The organism is Pseudomonas oleovorans subsp. oleovorans, from assembly GCF_002197815.1.
GTDB classification, from domain to species: domain Bacteria; phylum Pseudomonadota; class Gammaproteobacteria; order Pseudomonadales; family Pseudomonadaceae; genus Aquipseudomonas; species Aquipseudomonas oleovorans.
Map to the genome: position 1 here is coordinate 98768 of NZ_NIUB01000004.1, position 21109 is coordinate 119876.

Sequence of the window (21109 nt, forward strand, 5' to 3'; positions counted from 1 at the left end):
TGCCTGATGGACAACCACGATCTGACTGACCTGCAGCGCCTGGTACTTAGCCGCCGCCGCTTCATCGGCACCGGCGCCCTGGCCGGTGCTGCCCTGTTCCTGGCAGGCAGCCCGCTGGGCCGCACGGCACTGGCCAACGCCATCAGTGCCAGGCCGCTGCTGGGCTTCGACAACATTGCCGCCAGCACCGCAGACACCATCACCCTGCCGCCGGGCTATCGCTTCGACGTGCTGATCAGCTGGGGCCAGCCGCTGCACCAGGACTCCGCAGCCTATCGTGGCGACGGCAGCAACAGCGCCGAGGAGCAGCTTGGCCAGTTCGGCGAGAACAACGACGGCATGAGCTTCTTCCCCTGGCCGGGCGATGCCAACCGCGCGCTGATGGCGATCAACAACGAATACTGCAATTACCCTTACCTGCTGGCACACGGCAAGCCGCCGCAGTCACTGGCAGACGTGCGCAAGGCGCAGGCTGCCGTGGGTGTCACCGTCATCGAGGTCAAGCGCGATGCGGACGGCGCCTGGCAGTTCGTCCAGGGCTCGGCGTACAACCGCCGCATCCACGCCAACCTGCCCATGGAAATCAGCGGCCCGGCGCGCGGCCACGCGTCGATGAAGACCGCCGCTGATCCGGCCGGTATCGAAGTGCTCGGCACCTTCCAGAACTGCGCCAACGGCATGACGCCCTGGGGCACTTACCTGACCTGCGAAGAGAACTTCAGCGACTGCTTCGGCAGCACCGACGCCGCGCTGCAACTGACGCCTGCGCAAAAGCGCTACAGCGTCAAACTCGAAGGTGCCAGCGACAACCGCTGGCACCTGTTCGATGAGCGCTTCGATATCGCCCGCACCCCCAACGAGCTGAACCGCCACGGCTGGGTCACCGAAATCGATCCCTTCGATCCCGCGTCCAAGCCGATCAAGCGCACTGCGCTGGGCCGCTTCAAGCACGAGAACGCGGCCATCACCCTCAGCCGCGATGGCCGTGTGGTGGTGTACATGGGCGATGATGAGCGCGGTGAGTTCATCTACAAATTCATCAGCCGTGATCGCCTCGACAAGAACAACCCCAAGGCCAACCGTCACCTGCTCGATCATGGCGACCTGTACGTGGCCCAGCTGGATGCCGACGCGCAGCAGCCGCGTGGCTCCGGCCGCTGGATCAAACTGAGCTTCGGCCACAATGGCCTGACCCCAGAAAACGGCTTCAGCGACCAGGGCGATGTGCTGATTCGCGCCCGCGCTGCCGGCAGCCATGTGGGCGCAACCCGCATGGATCGCCCGGAATGGATCGCCGTCAGCCCGCAGGACGGCCAGGTCTACTGCACCCTGACCAACAATGTGCAGCGTGGCAGCGAAGGTCAGCCGGTGGACGGCGCCAACCCGCGCGCCAACAACCTCTACGGGCAGATTCTGCGCTGGCGCGAAGCGGCTGACGACGCCGCAGCCGAGCGTTTTGACTGGGATCTGTTCGTGGTCGCCGGCAACCCGGTGGTGCACCCCGACAGCGCCAACGCCGGGTCGACCAACGTCAATGCCGACAACATGTTCAACAGTCCGGACGGGCTGGCCTTCGACCAGGATGGCCGGTTGTGGATCCAGACAGACGGCAACTATGGCAATAGCGGCGACTTCGCCGGCATGGGCAACAACCAGATGCTCTGCGCCGACCCGGTCAGCGGCGAGATTCGTCGCTTCCTGGTCGGCCCGAAGGGCTGCGAGATTACCGGCGTGGCCTTCAGCCCCGATCACCGCGCGCTGTTCATCGGCGTGCAACATCCGGGTGAAGACGGCGACTCGAGCTTCCCCGACCATCAGCCGGGCATGCGCCCGCGCTCCTCGGTGGTGGTGGTTCGCCGTGACGACGGCGGCGTGATCGGCGCCTGAACCCGCGCTGCATGAAATGACGCCCGCCAGGCTTATACTGGCGGGCGTTTTCGTTTGCAGACCCGCGTGCCATGCCCACTACCCTGCTCGGCCCTTGCGAGTACCGCGAGGAAATCCGCAAGAGTCGCTTCCTCGCCCTCGCCGCGCCAGTCAACAGCGCAGCCGAGGCGCAAGCCTTCATCGACAGCCACAGCGACCTGGCCGCCTCGCACAACTGCTGGGCGTGGAAGGCCGGCAACCAGTACCGCTTCAACGACGACGGCGAACCGGGCGGCACGGCTGGCAGGCCGATCCTCGCCGCCATCGAGGGGCAGGACTGCGATCAGGTGGTGGTGCTGGTGATTCGCTGGTACGGCGGCATTCAGCTTGGCACCGGTGGGCTGGCCCGCGCCTACGGCGGCAGCGCGGCGAAATGCCTGCAAGCCGGCGAGCGCCGTGAACTGGTGCTGCGGCAGCCCTTCACCTGTCATTTGCAGTTCGCCGAACTGCCGCTGTTCAAAGCGCGTCTGAACGAGTTGGACAGCCTGATCGAGAGCGAGGATTACGACGCCACCGGCGCACGTCTGCACTTGGCCGTCGCGCCGGCAGAGCACGCCGCGCTGGAACGCTTGCTGGGCGATATCAGCCGTGGCCGCGAGAGTCTGAAAGCGCCATGAAACGAACGACCGCAGCCCTGCTGCCGCTGCTGTGGCTCGCCCTGTCGGCCCACGCCGAAGTGCAGGAGCGTTTGCAGGAACAGTACTACGACCTGCAGGTAGCGTCCGGCGAGTCCCTCAGCCGCACCATCAACCAGGCCTCGCCGATTCGCCAGAACGGCCAGATCTACCACGCCTACACACGCTGGCAGGTGCAATGGAATTTCTGGTGGCGCGAGCAACGCGACGGTCGCTGCCAGATCGATCTCACCCGCACCCAGTTGAACGCCACCATCACCCTGCCCCGCCTCGGTGGCGGCGACGCACAGCAGCGCCAGCGTTTCGAACAGTACCTGGGCGCACTGCGCGAACATGAGCTGGGCCATTACCGCATCGGCCAGGCAGCAGCCGCCGAGATAGACGCGGCGCTGCTGGCGACACCTGAATACCCCAGTTGCACCGAGCTGCAACAGCAGGCCAACCGGCGCGCCAATGCCGTGCTGCAACGGCATCTCGAACATGAACGCCGTTACGACCGCGAAACCGGCCATGGCCGCAGCCAAGGCGCCAGGTTGACGGAATAACACTGCAGCAAAAATGTAGGAGCGGCGCCCCGCCGCGAATCGTGGCTGGACGCACTCGAAAAGCTTCGCCCCGAGGCGGGCCTCCTACAGGGGATTGCCGTGCCAGGCTTATCGGATCGACATTCGCTATGCTGATCCTCTTTCTCATCCGCCATGGAGCCTGATATGACTGCGCCCCGATCCATTCTGATCATCGGTGCCTCACGTGGCCTCGGCCTTGGCCTGACCCGTGAATTCGCCGCCCAGGGCTGGGCCGTGACCGCCACCGTGCGCAGCGCAGCGCAACAAGCCCAAGCCCCTCTGCAAGAACTCGGCGTACGCGTGGAGCAACTGGAGATGACTGATCCGAACAGCCTCGAGCAGTTGGCCAACCGCCTGAATGATCAGCAGTTCGACGTCATCTTCGTCAACGCCGGGGTCGCCGGCCCCGAGCACCACAGCACCGCACAGGCCAGCGCCGAGGAAATGGGTCAGCTGTTCCTGACCAACGCCGTCGCCCCACTGCGCGTGGCCGAGCGCCTGCTGCCGAACCTGGCCGCCGAACATGGGCTGATTGTGTTCATGAGCTCGATCCTCGGCAGCATCGAGGCGGGTGCCGGGCTGGGCATGCCGCTTTACGGCGCCAGCAAGGCTGCGCTCAACCACCTCGTGCAGTGCTTCGTGCGCACTCAGGACAATCCGCAGCTCGGCGTGCTGCTGATGCACCCAGGCTGGGTACGCACCGATATGGGCGGCGCCGACGCCCCGCTGGATATCGACAGCAGTTGCAAGGGCATGGTCGAACAGGTCAGCGTTGCCGTCGGCCGGCCAGGCCTGAGTTATCAGGACTTCGAAGGCAATCCTTTGCCCTGGTAAAAGCGCTCAAACCGGGCCGCTCGCAGAAGCTAGCCCTGGTAGCCGCAAGTAGTGATTTCTGTTGCCCCCGGATTACATCCGAGCAACGGTCGCGGCTAAAGCCCCTCCCACAAGAGCAGCAGCTGTTTGTGGGAGGGGCTTTAGCCGCGCACGCGCGAATACGGTGCATTGTGCGCAGCATACGGAGAGACGCGCACCAATGGCAGGCATTGCAGTGCGCTCGGCCATAGGCGAGAGCCCATAAAATGGATTTTCTGACTCACTGGCCAAGTTTTTGCTTTAGCCCCGCTCAGTCATGTTCATGAGCGCTTCCCATGTCCGCCCCACCCGCTTCCCCACGCCTGCAGCTGACCGCCATCAGCAAGCAATACCCCGGCTGTCTGGCCAACGACCGTATCGACCTGACCATCGCCCCCGGTGAGATCCGCGCCCTGCTCGGCGAGAACGGTGCCGGCAAGAGCACGCTGATGAAGATCATCTACGGCGTCACTCAGCCCAGCAGCGGCGAGATTCGCTGGCAGGGCGAACGGCTGGCGATGCGCGACCCGGCCATGGCGCGCGGCCTGGGCATCGGCATGGTGTTCCAGCATTTCTCGCTGTTCGAGACCCTGACCGTCGCCGAGAACATCGCCCTGGCCATGGGCGCGGGCGCCGGTACACCGAAGCAGCTGGAGCCGAAAATTCGCGAGGTGTCGCAGCGCTACGGCATGGCGCTGGAACCGACCCGCCTGGTCCACAGCCTGTCCATCGGCGAACGCCAGCGCGTGGAAATCGTCCGCTGCCTGATGCAGGACATCAAGCTGCTGATCCTCGATGAACCCACCTCGGTGCTCACTCCGCAGGAGGCCGACGAACTGTTCGTCACCCTGCGCCGCCTGGCCGCCGAGGGCTGCAGCATTCTGTTTATCAGCCACAAGCTCGGCGAGGTACGCGCGCTATGCCAGAGCGCCACGGTGCTGCGCGGCGGGCGGGTGTCCGGCCATTGCGTGCCGGCAGAATGCAGCGACCTGGAGTTGGCGCGACTGATGGTCGGTGATGCCGAGGGGCTGGAAAGCAGCTACCCGAAAGTCAGCGGCGGCCTGCCACGGCTGCGCGTCGATGACCTCAGTTGGCACAACCCCGACCCGTTCGGCTGCTCGCTCGAACGCCTTCGCCTGGAGGTGCGCAGCGGCGAGGTCGTCGGCATCGCCGGGGTCGCCGGCAATGGCCAGGACGAGTTGCTCGCTCTGCTCAGCGGCGAAACCCGACTGCCACGCGGTGAGCGCGAGCGGGTGAGCATCGATGCCGCGCCAGTGGCCAATCTGCACCCGGATGCGCGGCGCCAGCTGGGCCTGGCCTTCGTACCCGCCGAACGCCTCGGCCATGGCGCCGTGCCGGAGATGAGCCTGGTGGACAACGCCCTGCTCACCGCCTTCGGCCAGGGCCTGGTCAAGGGCGGCTTGGTGCAGCGCGGCAAGGTACGGGCGCTGGCGGACGAGATCATCCGCCGCTTCGCGGTGAAGACGCCGGGTGCCGACACCGCCGCGCGCAGCCTGTCCGGCGGCAATCTGCAGAAATTCATCCTCGGCCGCGAGATTCTGCAAAACCCGAAACTGCTGGTGGCCGCGCACCCGACCTGGGGCGTGGACGTTGGCGCCGCTGCGGCCATCCACCGCGCGCTGATCGCCCTGCGCGATGCCGGCGCGGCGATTCTGGTGATCTCCGAAGACCTCGACGAGCTGTTCCAGATCAGCGACCGCATCGGTGCGCTGTGCAGCGGGCGGCTGTCGCCGCTGGCCGAGACAGCGCAGGTGTCCACCCTAGAAGTCGGCCGCTGGATGGCCGGTGAGTTCGATCAACCCGCCGCTGCTGCGGCCTGCTGACGGAGCCCGTCATGCTGTTATCCCTGGAACCGCGCGGCCAGGAGTCGCGCCCCATGCTCTGGCTGTCGCCGCTGCTGGCCGCCGTACTGACGCTGGTGAGCGGCATGCTGCTGTTCACTCTGCTCGGCCATGACCCGCTGGAAACCCTGCACACCCTGCTGATCGCCCCGGTCAGCGACTGGTACGGCGTGTCCGAACTGCTGGTCAAGGCACTGCCGATCCTGCTCTGCGCACTGGGCCTGGCGGTCGCCTACCAGGCGCGCATCTGGAATATCGGCGCCGAAGGCCAACTGCTGATCGGCGCGCTGGCCGGCAGCGCCATGGCGCTGCAACTGATCGACTGGGAAAGCCGCTGGGCACTGGCCTGGGTGGTGCTGGCCGGCACCGCTGCCGGTGCGGCCTGGGCCGGGCTAACCGCCTGGCTGCGCACGCAGTTCAACGCCAACGAAATCCTCACCAGCATCATGCTCAACTACATCGCGCTGAACCTGCTGTTGTTCTTCGTGCATGGCCCGCTGAAGGACCCGGCCGGTTTCAACTTCCCCGAGTCGGCGATGTTCGGCGATGCCAGCCGCCTGCCACTGGTCAGCGAGGACGGTCGCCTGCATGGCGGCCTGTACCTGGCGCTGCTGACTCTGGTAGCGGTGTGGGTGCTGCTGCACAAGAGCTTTCTCGGCTTCCAGATCAAGGTGCTCGGCCTGGACAAGCGCGCCGCCGGCTTCGTCGGCTTTCGCGAGAAACGCCTGGTGTGGTTCGCCCTGCTGGTCAGCGGCGCCCTGGCCGGCATGGCCGGCGTCGGCGAAGTGGCCGGGCCGATTGGCCAGTTGGTGCCGCAGGTGTCGCCCGGCTACGGCTATGCGGCGATCACCGTGGCCTTTCTCGGCCGCCTCAATCCGCTCGGCATCGTCGCCGCCAGCCTGCTGATGGCGCTGCTCTACCTGGGCGGCGAGAACGCGCAGATGAATCTCAACCTGCCGCAGGCGATCACCCAGCTGTTTCAGGGAATGATGCTGTTCTACCTGCTGGCCTGCGACGTGCTGATCCTCTACCGGCCACGGCTGAAGTGGAAATGGGCACGGCGCGAGACCCTCGCCGAGGCGACCACCTGACCGTGGGAGGGGCTTTAGCCGCGACGTTTTCAATCGAACGGCTGTCGCGGCTAAAGCCCCTCCCACCACAAGACACACTCTTTTTTATCTGCTGCATCCGAGGCTTCACGTATGGATCTCGATCTGTTGACCAATATCTTCTACGCCATGGTGCGTACCGGCACGCCGCTGCTGCTGGTGGCCCTGGGCGAGCTGGTGTGCGAGAAGAGCGGCGTGCTCAACCTCGGCCAGGAAGGCATGATGCTGTTCGGCGCGGTGATCGGCTTTATCGTCGCCTTCAGCACCGGCAGCCTGTGGCTCGGCGTGTTGCTGGCGATGGCTGCCGGCATGCTGCTGTCACTGCTGTTCGCCGCCGTGGCGCTGGGCTTCAATGCCAATCAGGTGGCCACCGGCCTGGCCCTGACCATCTTCGGCGTCGGCCTGTCCACCTTCGTCGGCGCCGCCTGGGTCGGCAAGCCGCTGTCCGGCTTCGAGCCCATCGTCATTCCGCTGCTGTCCGACATCCCGCTGATCGGGCGCATGCTGTTCGCTCAGGACGTGCTGATCTACCTGTCCTTCGCCCTGTTCGCGCTGGTGGCCTGGGTGCTGCTGAAAAGCCGTATCGGCCTGATCATCCAGGCCGTTGGCGAAAACCCGGACGCAGCCAGCGCCATGGGCCTGCCGGTGCTGCGCGTGCGCACCCTGGCAGTATTGTTCGGCGGCGCCATGGCCGGCCTGGCCGGTGGCTACCTGTCGCTGGCGTACACACCTATGTGGGCGGAAAACATGACCGCCGGGCGCGGCTGGATCGCCCTGGCGCTGGTGGTGTTTGCCAGTTGGCGCGTCCTGCGCGTGCTGCTCGGCGCCTACCTGTTCGGCCTGGCCAGCATCCTCCATCTGGTGGCGCAGGGCATCGGCCTGTCGATCCCGTCGAACCTGCTGGCCATGCTGCCTTATGTGGCCACCATCGTGGTGCTGGTGCTGCTCTCGCGTGATGCGATCAAGACCCGGCTGTATGCGCCGGTATCGCTGGGCCAGCCTTGGCAGCCGGGGCATTGATGAGGAGAAGTCGCGGCTAAAGCCCCTCCCACAAAAGCCGATCCCACAGACTGCACTGGTGCTGTGGGAGGGGCTTTAGCCGCGACAAGGCTTTTATCGGCTATACCTTTGTCACACCCACCCGGGAGGCAAAGGAATGCCCCACTCAGCTCGCTTGCGCGCCGGTCGCTTCTCGGAGCCGCAGCGTATCTACCTACTCACCGCAACGACAGAAGGCCGTGAAACACTGTTCACGGACTTCGCGATTGGCCGCCTGGTCGTTGCCGAACTCAAAGCTGCGCAGCAGGACGGCCTAGCCGAATCGCTGGCTTGGGTACTCATGCCCGATCACCTGCACTGGCTGATTGCACTGCAGCAAGGCTCGATCAGCGACCTGATGCGGCGCATCAAGGGACGCAGCGCCAAGCACATCAACCAGCTAACCAAGCGCCAGGGAAAACTCTGGCAGGATGGCTTTCATGACCGGGCATTACGTCGTGAAGAAGATGTACTGCCGGCAGCACGGTATATCGTCGCCAACCCTCTAAGAGCGGGCTTGGTCAGCCGGGTGGGCGATTACCCGCTGTGGGATTCGGTCTGGCTCTGACCTCAGAAGAGTCGCGGCTAAAGCCCCTCCCACAAAAGCCGCTCCCACAGACAAATGCCATTCTTGTGGGAGGGGCTTCAGCCGCGACAGGCTTGTTGCCCCTGACTCCAGAGTCAGCTATCTTCGCCGCACGTCATTTCTGGCGCACCTGGATCAGCAGACAGGGTCAACACTGAGCTGGCTTACCTGACATCAACCTCAGAGGAGCCTGCTCATGGCAGCTACCCGTATCTGGATCAAGAACCCCCTTGCTATATTCACCGCCAACGACCTGGACGCTTCCGGCGGCCTGGTGATCGAGGATGGCCGCATCACCGAAGTGCTCAGTGCCGGCCAGCAACCTGCCGCGCCCTGCCAGCAAGTGTTCGACGCCCGCGAGCACGTGGTTCTGCCAGGCCTGATCAATACCCACCATCACTTCTACCAGACCCTCACCCGCGCCTGGGCGCCGGTGGTCAACCAGCCGCTGTTCCCCTGGCTGAAGACGCTCTACCCGGTCTCGGCACGCCTCACTCCCGAGAAGCTCGCCCTGGCCAGCAAGGTGGCGCTGGCCGAACTGCTGCTGTCCGGCTGCAGCACCGCGGCCGATCACCATTACCTGTTCCCCGGCGGCCTGGAGAACGCCATCGACGTGCAGGTCGAAGCGGTACGCGAACTGGGCATGCGCGCCATGCTCACCCGCGGTTCGATGAGCCTGGGCGAAGCCGACGGTGGCCTGCCGCCGCAGCAAACGGTGCAGCAGGGTGAGGTGATCCTGGCTGACAGCCAGCGCCTGATCGGCCAGTACCACGAGCGCGGCGACGGGGCGCAGATCCAGATCGCCCTGGCGCCCTGCTCGCCCTTCTCGGTGACTCAGGAAATCATGCGCCAGAGCGCCGAGCTGGCCGAGGAGCTGGACGTGCGCCTGCATACCCACCTGGCCGAAACCCTCGACGAGGAGGACTTCTGTCTGCAGCGCTTCGGCCTGCGCACCGTGGATTACCTGGACAGCGTCGGCTGGCTCGGCCCGCGCACCTGGTTGGCCCATGGCATCCATTTCAACCCCGACGAGATCACCCGCCTGGGCGCTGCCGGCACCGGCATCTGTCATTGCCCCAGCTCCAACATGCGCCTGGCTTCGGGCATCTGCCCCAGCGTCGAGCTGGAAGCCGCCGGCGCGCCGCTGGGCCTGGGCGTCGATGGCTCCGCCTCCAACGATACTTCGAACATGATCCTCGAAGCGCGCCAGGCGCTGTACATCCAGCGCCTGCGCTACGGCGCCGAGCAGATCACCCCGCAACGCGTACTCGGCTGGGCAAGCAAGGGCTCGGCGAAACTGCTGGGGCGCAGCGATATCGGCGAGCTGGCGGTGGGCAAGCAGGCCGACCTGGCGCTGTTCAAGCTCGACGAGCTGCGTTTCTCCGGCAGCCACGATCCGCTCTCCGCGCTGCTGTTGTGCGGTGCAGATCGTACCGATCGGGTGATGATCGGCGGCAATTGGCGGGTCATCGATGGGCAGATCGAAGGGCTGGATGTGGCGCAGTTGATCGCTGATCACCGGCAGGCGGCGAAGCAGCTGGTAAGCGGTTGATCGCGACCAATCAGCCGTAGGAGCGAGCTCTGCTCGCGAAGGCCTATACACCGAACGCTTCGCGAGCAGAGCTCGCTCCTACATGGTGGCTCGCAAGACCAGTCATTCTTTGCCCACCACAAGGCAGCTGCACAGGCTAGGTCGCGGCTAAAGCCCCTCCCACAAGAACAGCGCCAACCTGTGGGAGGGGCATCAGCCGCGACCGTCGTTTCATCGGTGCAAGGGTGAGAGCGACGCACCACAAAATCCCATACGCGCCTGCCGCGCACCAATACCGCCCCCACTCCTGAGCAGGCGCACAGGCAGAACGCCGTCGCCTCGCCTATCTGTCCTTTTGGTCAGCTTTTTGCAGTCAGGGGATCAGCCAACCAACGGCCCCCCCAACACCAAGACTGGAGCTGTACCCACCATGCACAAGAAGAGCAAGAAACCGCTGCTGCGCACCCTCGTCGCCGCCCTGGGCTTTGGCGCCATGCTCAGCGCCTCCGCCGCCGACCCGCTGAAGGTCGGCTTCGTCTACATCGGCCCCATCGGCGACCACGGCTGGACCTACCAGCACGAACAGGGCCGGCAAATGCTGATCAAGGAAATGGGCGACAAGGTCACCACCAGCTTCGTCGAGAACGTACCGGAAGGCGCCGACGCCGAGCGGGTGATCCGCAACATGGCCAAGAGCGGCTTCGACCTGATCTTCACCACCTCCTTCGGCTACATGAATCCCACCATCAAGGTGGCCAAGCAATTCCCCAAGGTGACCTTCGAACACGCCACCGGCTACAAGCAGGACAAGAACGTCGGCACCTACCTGTCGCGCTCCTATGAGGGTCGCTACGTTGGCGGCTTCCTCGCGGCGAAGATGACCAAGACCAAGAAAGTCGGCTACATCGCCTCCTTCCCGATCCCCGAGGTGATCCGCGACATCAACGCCATCCAGCTGGCGCTGGACAAGTACAATCCGGGCACCGAGATCAAGGTGGTGTGGGTCAACACCTGGTTCGATCCGGGCAAGGAGTCCGACGCCGCCAACGCGCTGATCGACCAGGGCGTGGACGTGATGTTCCAGCACACCGACAGCCCGGCGCCGATCCAGACCGCCGAGCGCCGTGGCATCTACTCCGTCGGCTACGCCTCGGATATGGCGCACTTCGGGCCGAAGGCCGTGCTCACCTCCATCGTCAACGACTGGGGCCCGCACTACGTCAAATCCACCCAGGCGGTGATCGACGGCACCTGGCAGCCGCAGGACTTCTGGGGCGGCCTGGCCGAGGACACCATCGAGCTGCCGATCAGCGACCTGGTGCCGGCCGATGTGAAGAGCGAGGCCGAGCAGATCATCGCCGACATTCGCAGCGGCGCGTTCCACCCCTTCACCGGCCCGATCAAGGATCAGAGTGGCGCGGTGCGCATCGCCGAAGGCGCAAGCGCGACCAATGCCGAGCTGGCCTCGATGAACTACTACGTGGAAAACGTGAAGGCCGAAATGCCGAAGTAAACGATTGGCGGGTTGCACCCGCCCTACAGTGCGACGGTGCATGTAGGGCGGGTGCAACCCGCCACCGAGCAACCACCGATGCCGTCCCTGCAAAAGCAGAACCGCATCAAGGGGATCTCACCCGATCCCCCTTTCCGCTGCCCTGGGTACGAGAAGACTCGCAGCAACGCCCACCCGAGGCTCAACATGAACGCATTACCCATCATCGACATCGCCCCGCTCTACGCCGACGACGCTTCGGCCTGGCCTGCCGTCGCCGAGCAGATCGATCGCGCCTGCCGCGACTGGGGCTTCTTCTACATCGTCGGTCACCCTATCGGCGTCGAGCGCATCGACGCCCTGCTCAGTGCGGCGAAGACCTTCTTCGCACTGCCCGCCGAAGAGAAACTCAGGATCGATATCACCCAGACCACCCACCATCGTGGCTACGGCGCCATCGCCACCGAGCAGCTCGACCCGAGCAAGCCGAGCGACCTCAAGGAAACCTTCGACATGGGTTTTCACATGCCCGCCGATCACCCCGAGGTGCTGGCAGGCAAACCCTTGCGCGGGCCGAACCGTCACCCGGATATGCCCGGCTGGGCCGAGCTGATGGAACAGCATTACGCCGACATGCAGGACCTGGCCAAGACCCTGCTGCGCGCCATGGCCATGGCGCTGGACATCGAGCACGACTTCTTCGAGGCGCGCTTCCATGAGCCGATCAGCGTGCTGCGCATGATCCATTATCCGCCGCGCCACACCGCCACCAGCGCCGAGCAACAGGGCGCTGGCGCGCACACCGATTACGGCTGCATCACCCTGCTCTACCAGGACGATGCCGGCGGCCTGCAGGTGCGTGCACGCGATGGCGAGTGGATCGACGCACCACCGATTGCCGGCAGCTTCGTGGTCAACATCGGCGACATGATGGCGCGCTGGAGCAACAACCGTTACACCTCGACGCCACATCGCGTGATCAGCCCGCTGGGAGTGGATCGCTACTCGATGCCGTTCTTCGCCGAACCGCATCCCGACACGCTGATCGACTGCCTGCCGAACTGCTCCAGCGCGGATGACCCAGCCAAGTACACGCCGGTGACCAGCGCCGAGTACCTGCTGTCGCGCTTCGCCGATACCTATGCCTATCGGCGTGAGGAAGCGCAGGGCTGATGATGGCTCCCACGCTCCGGCGTGGGAACGATAAGAGCGAAGCGATCGCCGTGAGGAGCTACCCAGTTGACAGCCGTTCTGTAGGAGCCCGCTTGCGGGCGATAAGAGCTCGGACAAATTGATCGCCCGCAAGCGGGCTCCTACAGGCAGAGCGGACCGGGATATAAGTTCCAGTTGCCGCTTGCGGGAGGAGAAAAGAAAAGCCGTACCCCCTGAGCGCCCCCATCGACGCAGCACAGTCCTGTCCCACCGGTTAAACTTTGCCCATTACAAAGCCTGACAACGAGAACCGACCATGCCCGAATGGCTGAACGCCCTGCCCAAGGCCGAACTGCACCTGCACCTGGAAGGCTCGCTGGAGCCCGAGCTGCTGTTCGCCCTGGCCGAACGCAACCAGATCGCCCTGCCCTGGGCCGATGTCGAGACCCTGCGTGCGGCCTATGCCTTCAATAACCTGCAGGAGTTTCTCGACCTGTATTACGCCGGTGCCAACGTGCTGCGCACCGAGCAGGATTTCTACGACCTGACCTGGGCCTACCTGCAACGCTGCAAGGCGCAGAACGTCATCCATGTCGAACCTTTCTTCGACCCGCAGACCCACACCGACCGTGGCATTCCCTTCGAGGTAGTGCTGCGCGGCATCCAGCAGGCGCTGCTCGACGGCGAGAAACAGCTGGGCATCAGCCACGGTCTGATCCTCAGCTTCCTGCGTCACCTGCCCGAGGAGGAAGCGTTCAAGACCCTGGAGCAGGCCATGCCGTTCCGTGGCGCCTTCATCGGCGTCGGCCTCGACAGTTCGGAGAAGGGCTTCCCGCCCCGGCTGTTCGAGCGGGTGTTCGCCAAGGCGCGTAGCGAAGGCCTGCATGCCGTCGCGCATGCCGGTGAGGAAGGCCCGCCCGAGTACATCTGGGAAGCGCTGGACCTGCTCAAGATCAAGCGTATCGACCATGGCGTGCGTGCCATCGAAGACGAGCGGCTGATGCAGCGCATCATCGACGAACAGATTCCGCTGACCGTCTGCCCGCTGTCCAACATCAAACTCTGTGTGTTCGAGCACATGGGCCAGCACAACATCCTCGAGATGCTCGAGCGCGGTGTGAAGGTGACGGTGAACTCCGATGACCCTGCCTACTTCGGCGGCTACGTCGGCGAGAACTTCGCCGCTCTGCACGAACACCTGGGCATGACCGAGGCACAGGCCAAACGCCTGGCACAGAACAGCCTGGACGCGCGCCTGGCCTGAGCAAGGCTCATCGCGGCTAAAGCCCCTCCCACGGAGCGCGGGTACTGTGGGAGGGGCTTCAGCCGCGACTGTAGTATCAGTGTTCCGAGAGCTTGCGCCGCTTGCCAGTCACCATCGACAACGGCAGGTTCTCGCGCAGCCGATAGCTCTCGAACAAGGCGGCGGCGATATGCAAGCCGACCACTGCCATGAGGCCGTTGGCACAGAATTTGTGGATTTGCAGCGGCAGATCCGCGCCCCAGAAATAATCGACCTCCTCCATCAGAAAGCCGGTCACACCCTGGCCGAGCATCAGCGTCATCATCAGGAGCATCACCAGCGCGCCCAACGGCGAGTGCCCGAGACGGTGATACGGCTGCCCGCCAATCAATGCACGCAGATGCGCACCGAGGCGTGCCGGGGTCGGCCAGAAATCCGCCCAGCGCGCCGCCGGCGTGCCGACGAAACCCCATACCAGGCGGATCGCCAGCCAGGCCACGGCGTAATAGCCGAGCCAGCGATGCCAGTCTTCACCCTCTTCGGTGAAGAAGTAGTTGGCCAGGAAAGCGCCGGCCAGGGACCAGTGGAACAAGCGCACCACTGGGTCCCACAGGCGCACGGTCGCGGCGCTCATCAGCCTTCTACGTTGCTCTTGACCGGCTTGCCGCTGACCGGATCGAAGTAAATCTCGACCTTCTTACCGTCCTTGTCGAAGCCGTAGATTTCGTAGCAGTTGCCACCGGTAACCTTGAACTTGTTGATCTCGTAGCCCTGGGCCTTGAGGTCGGCCTGGAACTTGTCCTGATCCTGCCACTGCGACTTGTCGGCAGTGGTGCATTGCGTGGCAGCGAAGGTCAGCGGGCTGGCCAGAGCCAGAGACAGCAGAAGCAGTTTGCGCATGGTGTAGTCCTCTTCGGTGCAGGGGAAAGTAGGTCTGCGAGGACCACTCTCGCGCCTGAACCTTAAGGCTCTATTAGCCCACGCAAAATCGTAGCCCGATGCAATCCGGGAAAGGTGGCTACCGTGCCCGGCCAAACGTAGGAGCCCGCTTGCGGGCGATCCGCATTGTGCAAGCGCCAATCGCCCGCAAGCGCGGCTCCTACGAGAGGATCGCTACGCTTCGTAGCTCCGGGCTAGCGAAGGCTCAGAAGTCGAAATCGACCTTGGCCCACAAGGTGCGGCCCGGCTCGTCGATGCGGGTGTCGGCCGGGAAGCCGAAGCCAGCATCACCAGCCAGGTTGAGGTGCTCGGCGTAGTTCTTGTCGAGCAGGTTATCCACACCGGCGCTGAGCTTGACCTGTTGGCTGACGCGGTAGGCGCCATTGAGCGAGAGCACGCCGAAGCCGGCGCTGTCGGCGAAGTCCTGCCCCACCACGTTGCCGCGCCCGGCCCCCAGATCACGGTTTGCGGGCCCTTGGTAACGGTCAGCCGATCAAAGGTTTCTGGCGAGATGTAGGAACTGGGTGCATCCATCCGCCCCGGACAGGCGCCGATCATCTGCCCGCCATCGGTGAGCAGCAGCAGGCGCGAGCCAAACAGGCCGCGCAACACCGGGTCACTGTTGCTGCCACCGCTGCGAATCGCGGAGAAACCGGGAATGGTCTTGAGGTAGTCGGCCGCATCGCTGGCCGGCACCGGCTGGCGTGGTTCCTTGGCGTCGGCCACCACAGTCAGCGGCGAGCTTTGCTGGATTGCCGTGATCACACTGGGTGGCAGTTCGTGCACAGGCTCCTCGGCAGCCTGCAGGGCAGTCACGGAACACAGGCCGCAGGCTACGGCCAGAACGGTCAGGGGAAAACGAGTGCGCACGGACGCGGCGCCCGAAACGAAGGAAACGGACATGCGGATACCTGAAAAGTCGATTGCCGAAGGGGCCTGGTAACGGCCTCATGGGAGTGGTGACTTCAGGTACGCATCGGCGGTGCGCGTGACAGCGCATGAGGAAAGTTGGCGCCCAGCAGCGGTCGCTCAGGCAACCTCAGGGAGGTATCGCGAGATAACTCCAAGCGGCTCGCTAGCACCGAGCCATCGTCGGCCAGCACCGGACAATGCGAGAGCAGCGAGCAGTAGCCGCAGGCATCCACCTGCAACACTGGGCTGGAGCTGCTCGTTGGGGCCGGCACGCTGCCCGCCCCGTCATGACAGCCAAGCTCGTTCAGCCAGCGCCAGTCAGCTGGCTCGGCACACAGTTGCGACGCCAGTGGCGCCAGCATGATGAGGACGAACGCCAGCAGCCCAAGCTGGGCGGCGAGCGTGCGCCTGCGTGCCGTGAACAGTATCAGTGCTGGTGCTTGCCTGCATCATGACCGGCAGCATGATCATGGCCTGCCGGCGCATCTTTCTGCACGGCGACCTCGACCTCGACAGCACCGGCTTTCTCGAAGTTGAGGGTCAGCGGGAAGCGCTCACCATCCTTGGCCTGCTGCTTCAGGTTGAACAGCATGACGTGATAGCCCATGGGCTCGAACTTCACCTCGCCACCAGCGGGGATGGCCACGTCCTGCACCTGCTGCATCTTCATCACGCCATCGGCATGCACATGCTCGTGCAACTCGGCCTTGCCGGCCACCGGGGTGCTGACACTGAGCAGACGATCGGCTTCGCTGCCCTTGTTGTGGATGACGAAATAAGCGGCAGCAGTCGGCGCCACCGGCGGCATCTCGCGCGACCAGGGGTGGTCGATATGCAGTTGGCCTGCATCGTACTCGTGGGCCTGCACCAACAGCGTCGGCAGCAGCAGGGTGAGGCCGAGCAGGGTTTTCTTCAGGGTCATGGGGTGTTGCCTCCTGGTTTGGAATCGAATCATGGGTCGAGCGTACAACGTCTTGCGACGATCAAACTGTTCACTCATGCCAGCGGCCGGGTCGATGGCCGCAGTTGGCGAAAGCGCGAGAGTAACCAGTCAAGAACGAAGACCAGCAGTAGCGAAGCGCCGACCAGCGGGAAGATCACACCGAGCACGATCATCACGCCGATGGCGGTCTTCCAGCGCGGCAGATCGTGGCGCAGCGGCGGCACACCGAAGCGTCCGGCCGGGCGGCGTTTCCACCACAGCACCAGGCCGCTGACGTAGCTGAAGATGATCAGCAGGCAGACCGCCGCCATCAGCAGTTGGTTGGCCAGGCCGAACAACTTGCCTTAGGCGCCCCCCTGCGCTCAGACGTGGCCACAACACACCCGCCCCGCCGCTGCCGCGCGGCCACCACAGGTACAGGCCGGATACCACCAGCACGATGCCCCAGCCCGCGGCCAGTTCGATCAGACGGTCACCAACGGTGCCGATCAGCAGATCACCGTGCAGCTTGCGCACCACCGTCTGCAGATTCCACAGAGCGTCCTGGGTGCCGAGAACGCTGTCGTTGTAGGGATCGACGAACAGGTTCAGCTCCTGGCCGTCCCGGTTGATCACGAACTGCGCACTGCGATCCTGTGCAGCGGGTGGCAGGTATTTGCTGACCACTGCCTGCGGATAGGCTTCGCGGACGATAGCCAGTTGCTGATCGGCACTGAGGCGCTGCTCGGCGACCGACACCTGCATCAGGTCGGCATACATCCAGGTATCGAGCTGCGGTTTGAACAGGTAGATGATCCCGGTGATCGACAGCAGGATCATGAACGGGATAACGAACAACCCGGCATAGAAATGCCAGCGCCAGGCCAGGTTGTAGAAAGGCGGGGCCGCACGAGCAGGCGCGGTGCAATCGGGGGAAGACGCCATGAAGCTTTCTCCAGCCCACCGCGGTCGTCGACGCGCGGTCAGGCATTCGCATGATAGGGACGCCCGGAACGGGCGGATGGATCAGGCGAAGAAAGGAGAAGCGCGGGGATTGGCCGGAGGCCAACGATAACGGGTGATGCGCGGCAGATGCAGCGCGGATGCCGACCAACTGCGCTCGGCAGCCAGCAACCCGAGCAGGCCGAGCAGGCCGAAGAAGGCAGCGAGAATGATCGCGCTGAACAGGCTGGCCAGCGCACAGTTGGAACCGGTGGCCGGGTTCGGCGCGACGATGCCGGAACCGTCGAGGTCGGCGCCCGCGCCGAAGTTGCCATCGAACGAGCAGTACTGGCCATCCAGACCACTGAGCTGCATGCCGGCCATCTGGCCGTGGCTGATCGCGCAGACGAATGCACTGAACAGGATGCTGAAGTACAGCACCCAGGCGGTCAGTGAGCGGTCTTGGCGGGCCAGTTTCATGGGGCGCGACTCTAAACAGAGGATGGCAGCGCGACACTGCGGTGCGTTGCCGCAGGCACTGCATACGAGAGTCTAGCAGGGCTTGCTGGCTTTATCGCATCAAGTGCTAACGCCATGGCGCAGCGTCCAGCAAACGCTGGCAGCGCAGTTGCACGAATTCGCGCAGCAGATGCACCGCCTTGCTCAGCTGAGCACGGTGCGCGCACACCAGATACAGGGGCGTCGGCTCGCCCAGCCAGTTCGGCAGCAGCACCTGCAGGCGCCCTTCGCACACGTCTTCGGCGACATCCAGCCAGGACTTGTACACCACACCCCGCCCGGCCACGGCCCAGCGCCGGGTGACATCGGCATCGTCGCAGACGCGGTCACCCGCGACATTCATCAGTACCTCGCGCTTGCCATCCTGAAAGTGCCAGCGATCATAAGCACGGCCATGCAACATATAGAGCAGGCAGTTGTGCTGATGCAGCTCCTCTACGCTGCGCGGCGAACCGTGCCGGGCGAGATAGGAAGGTGAAGCGCAGAGCACCCGACGATTCTCCGGTGCCACCGGCAGCGCCACCAGGCTGGAATCCTCCGGTGCGCCGTAACGCAGGGCGATGTCCACCGGCTCACGGAACAGGTCGGCCACCCGGTCGGCCAGCAGCAGACGCAGCTGCAGTTGCGGATGCTCGTCCTGGAACGCGTCGAGCCAGGGCAACAACGTATTGCGCCCCAGATCCGACGGCGCCGACAGCTGCAATACGCCGCAAATCCCCTCCTGGCTGCCGACCAGTTGCTGGCGCCCTTCCTCGAGGCTCTGCAACGCCAGCCGGGCATGCACCAGATACAGCTCGCCCTCGGGCGTCAGGCGCAGGCTGCGCGTCGAACGCGCCAGCAGGCGCACCTGCAGCTGCTGCTCCAGACGCTTGAGGGCGGCGCTGGCCACAGCTGGCGAAACATCCAGCAGCCGCGCCGCAGCGGACAGGCTGCCGGTTTCGGCGGTACGCACGAAGAGTTGCAGGTCGTCGAAACGCAGCATGGCCATTCACTTTCAAAAAAATGATGAAAGAGACTCTATTACCAGCCTATTTTTCTTGCCACACAAATAAACGAACATGGTTCCAATACCTCCACCGGAGCCAACCATGACCACCGCTCTCACACTGATCGCCACCATCAATGCCCTGCCAGGACATGCCGAGGCAGTGGCCGCGGGCCTGCAACGTCTGGTCACGGCCACTTGCGCCGAGCCAGGCTGCCTGCAGTACGCACTGCACCGCAACAAGGAGAACTCGCACCAGTTCGTGATGATCGAACAATGGCGCGACGCCGAGGCACTGGACCAGCACCGCGCAGCGCCTCACTTTGTACATTTCACCAACACATTCGGCGAGCGGCTTGCGGGCATCGATCTGCTCCCCCTGCAACCCCTTACCTGATTTCTCACAGAGGAGCATTTCCATGAAAGCCGTCGCTTACTACCAACCCCTGCCTGCCGAGCATCCCGAAGCGCTGCAGGACGTGCAGTTGGCCGATCCCACTCCGGGCCCGCACGATCTGCTGGTCGAGGTTCGAGCCATCTCGGTCAACCCGGTCGACACCAAGATCCGCCATGGCGTTATCCGCCTTGGCGATGCGCCGGACAACGGTGCCGCCAAGGTGCTCGGTTGGGATGCAGCCGGAACCGTCAAGGCGGTAGGCAGTGAGGTCAGCCTGTTCAAGCCGGGCGACAAGGTTTTCTACGCCGGCGCCATCGACCGTGCCGGCGCCAACAGCGAACTGCACCTGGTCGATGAACGCATCGTTGGCCATATGCCGGGCAGCCTGTCGTTCGCCGAAGCTGCAGCCTTGCCGCTGACCGCCATCACCGCCTGGGAACTGCTGTTCGAACGTCTGCAGGTTGCCGAAAGCTCGGCCGATCAAGGCCAGAGCCTGCTGATCGTCGGCGCCGCCGGTGGCGTCGGTTCGATTCTCACCCAACTGGCGCGCCACCTGACCGGCCTGACCGTGATCGGCACTGCCTCGCGCCCGGAAACCCAGGCCTGGGTCCGTGATCTGGGCGCACATCATGTGATCGATCACAGCAAGCCGCTGAGCGAGGAACTGGCGCGCATTGGCATCGGCCAGGTCACCCATGTCGCCAGCCTGACCCAGACCGACCAGCACTACGCGCAACTGGTCGAGTGCCTGGCGCCGCAGGGGCGTCTGGCGCTAATCGACGACCCGCTGCAACCGCTGGACGTGATGCAACTCAAGCTCAAGAGCCTGTCGCTGCACTGGGAGCTGATGTTCACCCGTTCGCTGTACCAGACCGCAGACATGATCGAGCAGCATCGTCTGCTGGAGCGGGTCTCCGATCTGGTCGACGCCGGCGTGCTCAAGACCACTCTCGGTGAGCATTTCGGCACCATCAATGCCGCCAACCTGCGCCGCGCCCATGCGTTGCTGGAGAGTGGCAAGGCCAAGGGCAAGATCGTACTCGAAGGGTTCTGAGGCGCGATGGTGTGGTGGGCTGAAGCGGATTGCCGCCCGGCCCATCCGACAAACCACGGCACTCCCTTAAGGTGGGCGTAGGGTGGGCTTCAGCCCACCAGCTCTTGCATCCCACCCCCGCCATCACGCTGCTTATCGCAAAGCGTTCTTAACGCTGGTCGACCCTTTGACCCACGTCAGAATAAGGTCATGCAAGCGGACTATCCTGACTATCCCCAAGTAGCGTCGACGACTCGTCGCAGCTCAAGGAGGTGGTCAGCATGAAGATTGTCGTCCAACCGCAGAATCAGGGCGGCGAATGCCTGTGGCAGGTGCGCCTGGATCAGCATTGCGTGAGTTTTCGCAGCGAAGAAGAGGCGCACCAGTTCGTTGCCAAACTCGAAGCGCGGCTGCGCGCGCCGCATAACCTGCCCGACTGGCCCTTGCAGCGTCAGGCGAGCTGAACCT

Annotated in this window: 22 protein-coding genes and 2 pseudogenes; 15 read left to right on the forward strand and 9 right to left on the reverse strand. The window is 64.4% G+C overall.

Annotated elements, in window-relative coordinates; genetic code table 11:
• Positions 1-6: 6 nt before the first annotated feature.
• The 12 genes from PSOLE_RS03335 to PSOLE_RS03390 all read left to right on the forward strand — a co-directional run bounded on the left by PSOLE_RS03335 (position 7) and on the right by PSOLE_RS03390 (position 14013).
• Positions 7-1887: a PhoX family protein gene (locus PSOLE_RS03335; protein ID WP_074855288.1), complete on the forward strand. Its 1881-nt coding sequence runs from the start codon at positions 7-9 to the stop codon at positions 1885-1887.
• A gap of 71 nt (positions 1888-1958) precedes the next feature.
• Positions 1959-2543, forward strand: coding sequence for an IMPACT family protein (locus tag PSOLE_RS03340; protein ID WP_004424572.1), 585 nt, complete (start codon positions 1959-1961; stop codon positions 2541-2543).
• A complete protein-coding gene (locus PSOLE_RS03345; RefSeq protein ID WP_004424573.1) occupies positions 2540-3106 on the forward strand; it encodes a DUF922 domain-containing protein in 567 nt (188 codons plus the stop codon). Before PSOLE_RS03340 ends, PSOLE_RS03345 begins: the two co-directional genes overlap by 4 nt.
• Before the next feature lie 165 nt (positions 3107-3271).
• On the forward strand, positions 3272-3961 hold the full coding sequence (locus PSOLE_RS03350; RefSeq protein WP_074855289.1) for an SDR family oxidoreductase: 690 nt from the start codon (positions 3272-3274) through the stop codon (positions 3959-3961).
• A 314-nt stretch (positions 3962-4275) separates the two neighbouring features.
• Positions 4276-5823, forward strand: coding sequence for an ABC transporter ATP-binding protein (locus PSOLE_RS03355; protein ID WP_074855290.1), 1548 nt, complete (start codon positions 4276-4278; stop codon positions 5821-5823).
• A gap of 11 nt (positions 5824-5834) precedes the next feature.
• Positions 5835-6932 (forward strand): ABC transporter permease, encoded by a 1098-nt coding sequence (locus PSOLE_RS03360; RefSeq protein ID WP_074855291.1) that lies wholly within the window; start codon positions 5835-5837, stop codon positions 6930-6932.
• A 111-nt stretch (positions 6933-7043) separates the two neighbouring features.
• The gene (locus tag PSOLE_RS03365) at positions 7044-7970 is read left to right on the forward strand and encodes an ABC transporter permease (RefSeq protein WP_074855292.1); all 927 of its coding nucleotides are present in this window, start codon (positions 7044-7046) and stop codon (positions 7968-7970) included.
• A 136-nt stretch (positions 7971-8106) separates the two neighbouring features.
• Complete coding sequence (locus PSOLE_RS03370; RefSeq protein ID WP_074855293.1) at positions 8107-8556, forward strand: REP-associated tyrosine transposase; 450 nt, start codon at positions 8107-8109, stop codon at positions 8554-8556.
• Between the two features lie 214 nt (positions 8557-8770).
• The gene (locus PSOLE_RS03375; protein ID WP_074855294.1) at positions 8771-10126 is read left to right on the forward strand and encodes an 8-oxoguanine deaminase; all 1356 of its coding nucleotides are present in this window, start codon (positions 8771-8773) and stop codon (positions 10124-10126) included.
• A 409-nt stretch (positions 10127-10535) separates the two neighbouring features.
• Positions 10536-11618, forward strand: a complete 1083-nt coding sequence (locus PSOLE_RS03380) for a BMP family ABC transporter substrate-binding protein (RefSeq protein WP_074855295.1) — start codon at positions 10536-10538, stop codon at positions 11616-11618.
• A 186-nt stretch (positions 11619-11804) separates the two neighbouring features.
• The gene (locus tag PSOLE_RS03385) at positions 11805-12770 is read left to right on the forward strand and encodes a 2-oxoglutarate and iron-dependent oxygenase domain-containing protein (RefSeq protein WP_039965028.1); all 966 of its coding nucleotides are present in this window, start codon (positions 11805-11807) and stop codon (positions 12768-12770) included.
• Between the two features lie 295 nt (positions 12771-13065).
• Positions 13066-14013 carry an adenosine deaminase gene (locus tag PSOLE_RS03390; RefSeq protein ID WP_004424585.1) on the forward strand — a complete coding sequence of 316 codons (948 nt, stop codon included), beginning with the start codon at positions 13066-13068 and terminating at the stop codon, positions 14011-14013.
• Between the two features lie 76 nt (positions 14014-14089).
• Here the strand turns inward: PSOLE_RS03390 and PSOLE_RS03395 are convergent, their stop codons facing one another.
• The 9 genes and pseudogenes from PSOLE_RS03395 to PSOLE_RS03430 form a co-directional block, all read right to left on the reverse strand.
• Entirely contained in the window at positions 14090-14626 is a 537-nt protein-coding gene (locus PSOLE_RS03395; protein WP_074855296.1) for a cytochrome b/b6 domain-containing protein, read from the reverse strand.
• Positions 14626-14892, reverse strand: a complete 267-nt coding sequence (locus PSOLE_RS03400; RefSeq protein ID WP_039965030.1) for a PepSY domain-containing protein — start codon at positions 14890-14892, stop codon at positions 14626-14628. Before PSOLE_RS03400 ends, PSOLE_RS03395 begins: the two co-directional genes overlap by 1 nt.
• Before the next feature lie 244 nt (positions 14893-15136).
• Positions 15137-15367 carry a TonB-dependent receptor gene (locus tag PSOLE_RS23565; protein ID WP_039965033.1) on the reverse strand — a complete coding sequence of 77 codons (231 nt, stop codon included), beginning with the start codon at positions 15365-15367 and terminating at the stop codon, positions 15137-15139.
• A 2-nt stretch (positions 15368-15369) separates the two neighbouring features.
• A pseudogene (locus PSOLE_RS03405) lies at positions 15370-15834 on the reverse strand (TonB-dependent receptor plug domain-containing protein); the annotation flags it as partial.
• A 62-nt stretch (positions 15835-15896) separates the two neighbouring features.
• Entirely contained in the window at positions 15897-16274 is a 378-nt protein-coding gene (locus tag PSOLE_RS03410; protein WP_306109607.1) for a DUF2946 domain-containing protein, read from the reverse strand.
• Positions 16271-16765: a copper chaperone PCu(A)C gene (locus PSOLE_RS03415; RefSeq protein ID WP_004424590.1), complete on the reverse strand. Its 495-nt coding sequence runs from the start codon at positions 16763-16765 to the stop codon at positions 16271-16273. The genes PSOLE_RS03410 and PSOLE_RS03415 overlap by 4 nt, the downstream gene beginning before the upstream one ends.
• Before the next feature lie 74 nt (positions 16766-16839).
• Positions 16840-17710: pseudogene (locus tag PSOLE_RS03420) on the reverse strand (PepSY-associated TM helix domain-containing protein).
• Between the two features lie 81 nt (positions 17711-17791).
• The gene (locus tag PSOLE_RS03425) at positions 17792-18187 is read right to left on the reverse strand and encodes a DUF2946 domain-containing protein (RefSeq protein WP_074855297.1); all 396 of its coding nucleotides are present in this window, start codon (positions 18185-18187) and stop codon (positions 17792-17794) included.
• Between the two features lie 106 nt (positions 18188-18293).
• The gene (locus PSOLE_RS03430) at positions 18294-19208 is read right to left on the reverse strand and encodes a LysR family transcriptional regulator (RefSeq protein ID WP_004424597.1); all 915 of its coding nucleotides are present in this window, start codon (positions 19206-19208) and stop codon (positions 18294-18296) included.
• 106 nt (positions 19209-19314) lie between these two features.
• Between PSOLE_RS03430 and PSOLE_RS03435 the strand changes: the two genes are divergently transcribed.
• The 3 genes from PSOLE_RS03435 (at position 19315) to PSOLE_RS03445 (ending at position 21105) form a co-directional block, all read left to right on the forward strand.
• Complete coding sequence (locus tag PSOLE_RS03435; RefSeq protein WP_004424599.1) at positions 19315-19608, forward strand: putative quinol monooxygenase; 294 nt, start codon at positions 19315-19317, stop codon at positions 19606-19608.
• A 22-nt stretch (positions 19609-19630) separates the two neighbouring features.
• The gene (locus PSOLE_RS03440; RefSeq protein ID WP_004424601.1) at positions 19631-20662 is read left to right on the forward strand and encodes a zinc-binding alcohol dehydrogenase family protein; all 1032 of its coding nucleotides are present in this window, start codon (positions 19631-19633) and stop codon (positions 20660-20662) included.
• A gap of 260 nt (positions 20663-20922) precedes the next feature.
• On the forward strand, positions 20923-21105 hold the full coding sequence (locus PSOLE_RS03445; protein ID WP_004424604.1) for a hypothetical protein: 183 nt from the start codon (positions 20923-20925) through the stop codon (positions 21103-21105).
• The last annotated feature ends 4 nt before the right edge of the window (positions 21106-21109 follow it).

Excerpts from the sequence above, each read along its gene's own strand:
- PSOLE_RS03335 (WP_074855288.1), top strand. The coding sequence starts at position 7 with ATGGACAACCACGATCTGACTGACCTGCAGCGCCTGGTACTTAGCCGC.
- PSOLE_RS03340 (WP_004424572.1), top strand. The coding sequence starts at position 1,959 with ATGCCCACTACCCTGCTCGGCCCTTGCGAGTACCGCGAGGAAATCCGC.
- PSOLE_RS03345 (WP_004424573.1), top strand. The coding sequence starts at position 2,540 with ATGAAACGAACGACCGCAGCCCTGCTGCCGCTGCTGTGGCTCGCCCTG.
- PSOLE_RS03350 (WP_074855289.1), top strand. The coding sequence starts at position 3,272 with ATGACTGCGCCCCGATCCATTCTGATCATCGGTGCCTCACGTGGCCTC.
- PSOLE_RS03355 (WP_074855290.1), top strand. The coding sequence starts at position 4,276 with ATGTCCGCCCCACCCGCTTCCCCACGCCTGCAGCTGACCGCCATCAGC.
- PSOLE_RS03360 (WP_074855291.1), top strand. The coding sequence starts at position 5,835 with ATGCTGTTATCCCTGGAACCGCGCGGCCAGGAGTCGCGCCCCATGCTC.
- PSOLE_RS03365 (WP_074855292.1), top strand. The coding sequence starts at position 7,044 with ATGGATCTCGATCTGTTGACCAATATCTTCTACGCCATGGTGCGTACC.
- PSOLE_RS03370 (WP_074855293.1), top strand. The coding sequence starts at position 8,107 with ATGCCCCACTCAGCTCGCTTGCGCGCCGGTCGCTTCTCGGAGCCGCAG.
- PSOLE_RS03375 (WP_074855294.1), top strand. The coding sequence starts at position 8,771 with ATGGCAGCTACCCGTATCTGGATCAAGAACCCCCTTGCTATATTCACC.
- PSOLE_RS03380 (WP_074855295.1), top strand. The coding sequence starts at position 10,536 with ATGCACAAGAAGAGCAAGAAACCGCTGCTGCGCACCCTCGTCGCCGCC.
- PSOLE_RS03385 (WP_039965028.1), top strand. The coding sequence starts at position 11,805 with ATGAACGCATTACCCATCATCGACATCGCCCCGCTCTACGCCGACGAC.
- PSOLE_RS03390 (WP_004424585.1), top strand. The coding sequence starts at position 13,066 with ATGCCCGAATGGCTGAACGCCCTGCCCAAGGCCGAACTGCACCTGCAC.
- PSOLE_RS03395 (WP_074855296.1), bottom strand. The coding sequence starts at position 14,626 with ATGAGCGCCGCGACCGTGCGCCTGTGGGACCCAGTGGTGCGCTTGTTC.
- PSOLE_RS03400 (WP_039965030.1), bottom strand. The coding sequence starts at position 14,892 with ATGCGCAAACTGCTTCTGCTGTCTCTGGCTCTGGCCAGCCCGCTGACC.
- PSOLE_RS03415 (WP_004424590.1), bottom strand. The coding sequence starts at position 16,765 with ATGACCCTGAAGAAAACCCTGCTCGGCCTCACCCTGCTGCTGCCGACG.
- PSOLE_RS03425 (WP_074855297.1), bottom strand. The coding sequence starts at position 18,187 with ATGAAACTGGCCCGCCAAGACCGCTCACTGACCGCCTGGGTGCTGTAC.
- PSOLE_RS03430 (WP_004424597.1), bottom strand. The coding sequence starts at position 19,208 with ATGCTGCGTTTCGACGACCTGCAACTCTTCGTGCGTACCGCCGAAACC.
- PSOLE_RS03435 (WP_004424599.1), top strand. The coding sequence starts at position 19,315 with ATGACCACCGCTCTCACACTGATCGCCACCATCAATGCCCTGCCAGGA.
- PSOLE_RS03440 (WP_004424601.1), top strand. The coding sequence starts at position 19,631 with ATGAAAGCCGTCGCTTACTACCAACCCCTGCCTGCCGAGCATCCCGAA.
- PSOLE_RS03445 (WP_004424604.1), top strand. The coding sequence starts at position 20,923 with ATGAAGATTGTCGTCCAACCGCAGAATCAGGGCGGCGAATGCCTGTGG.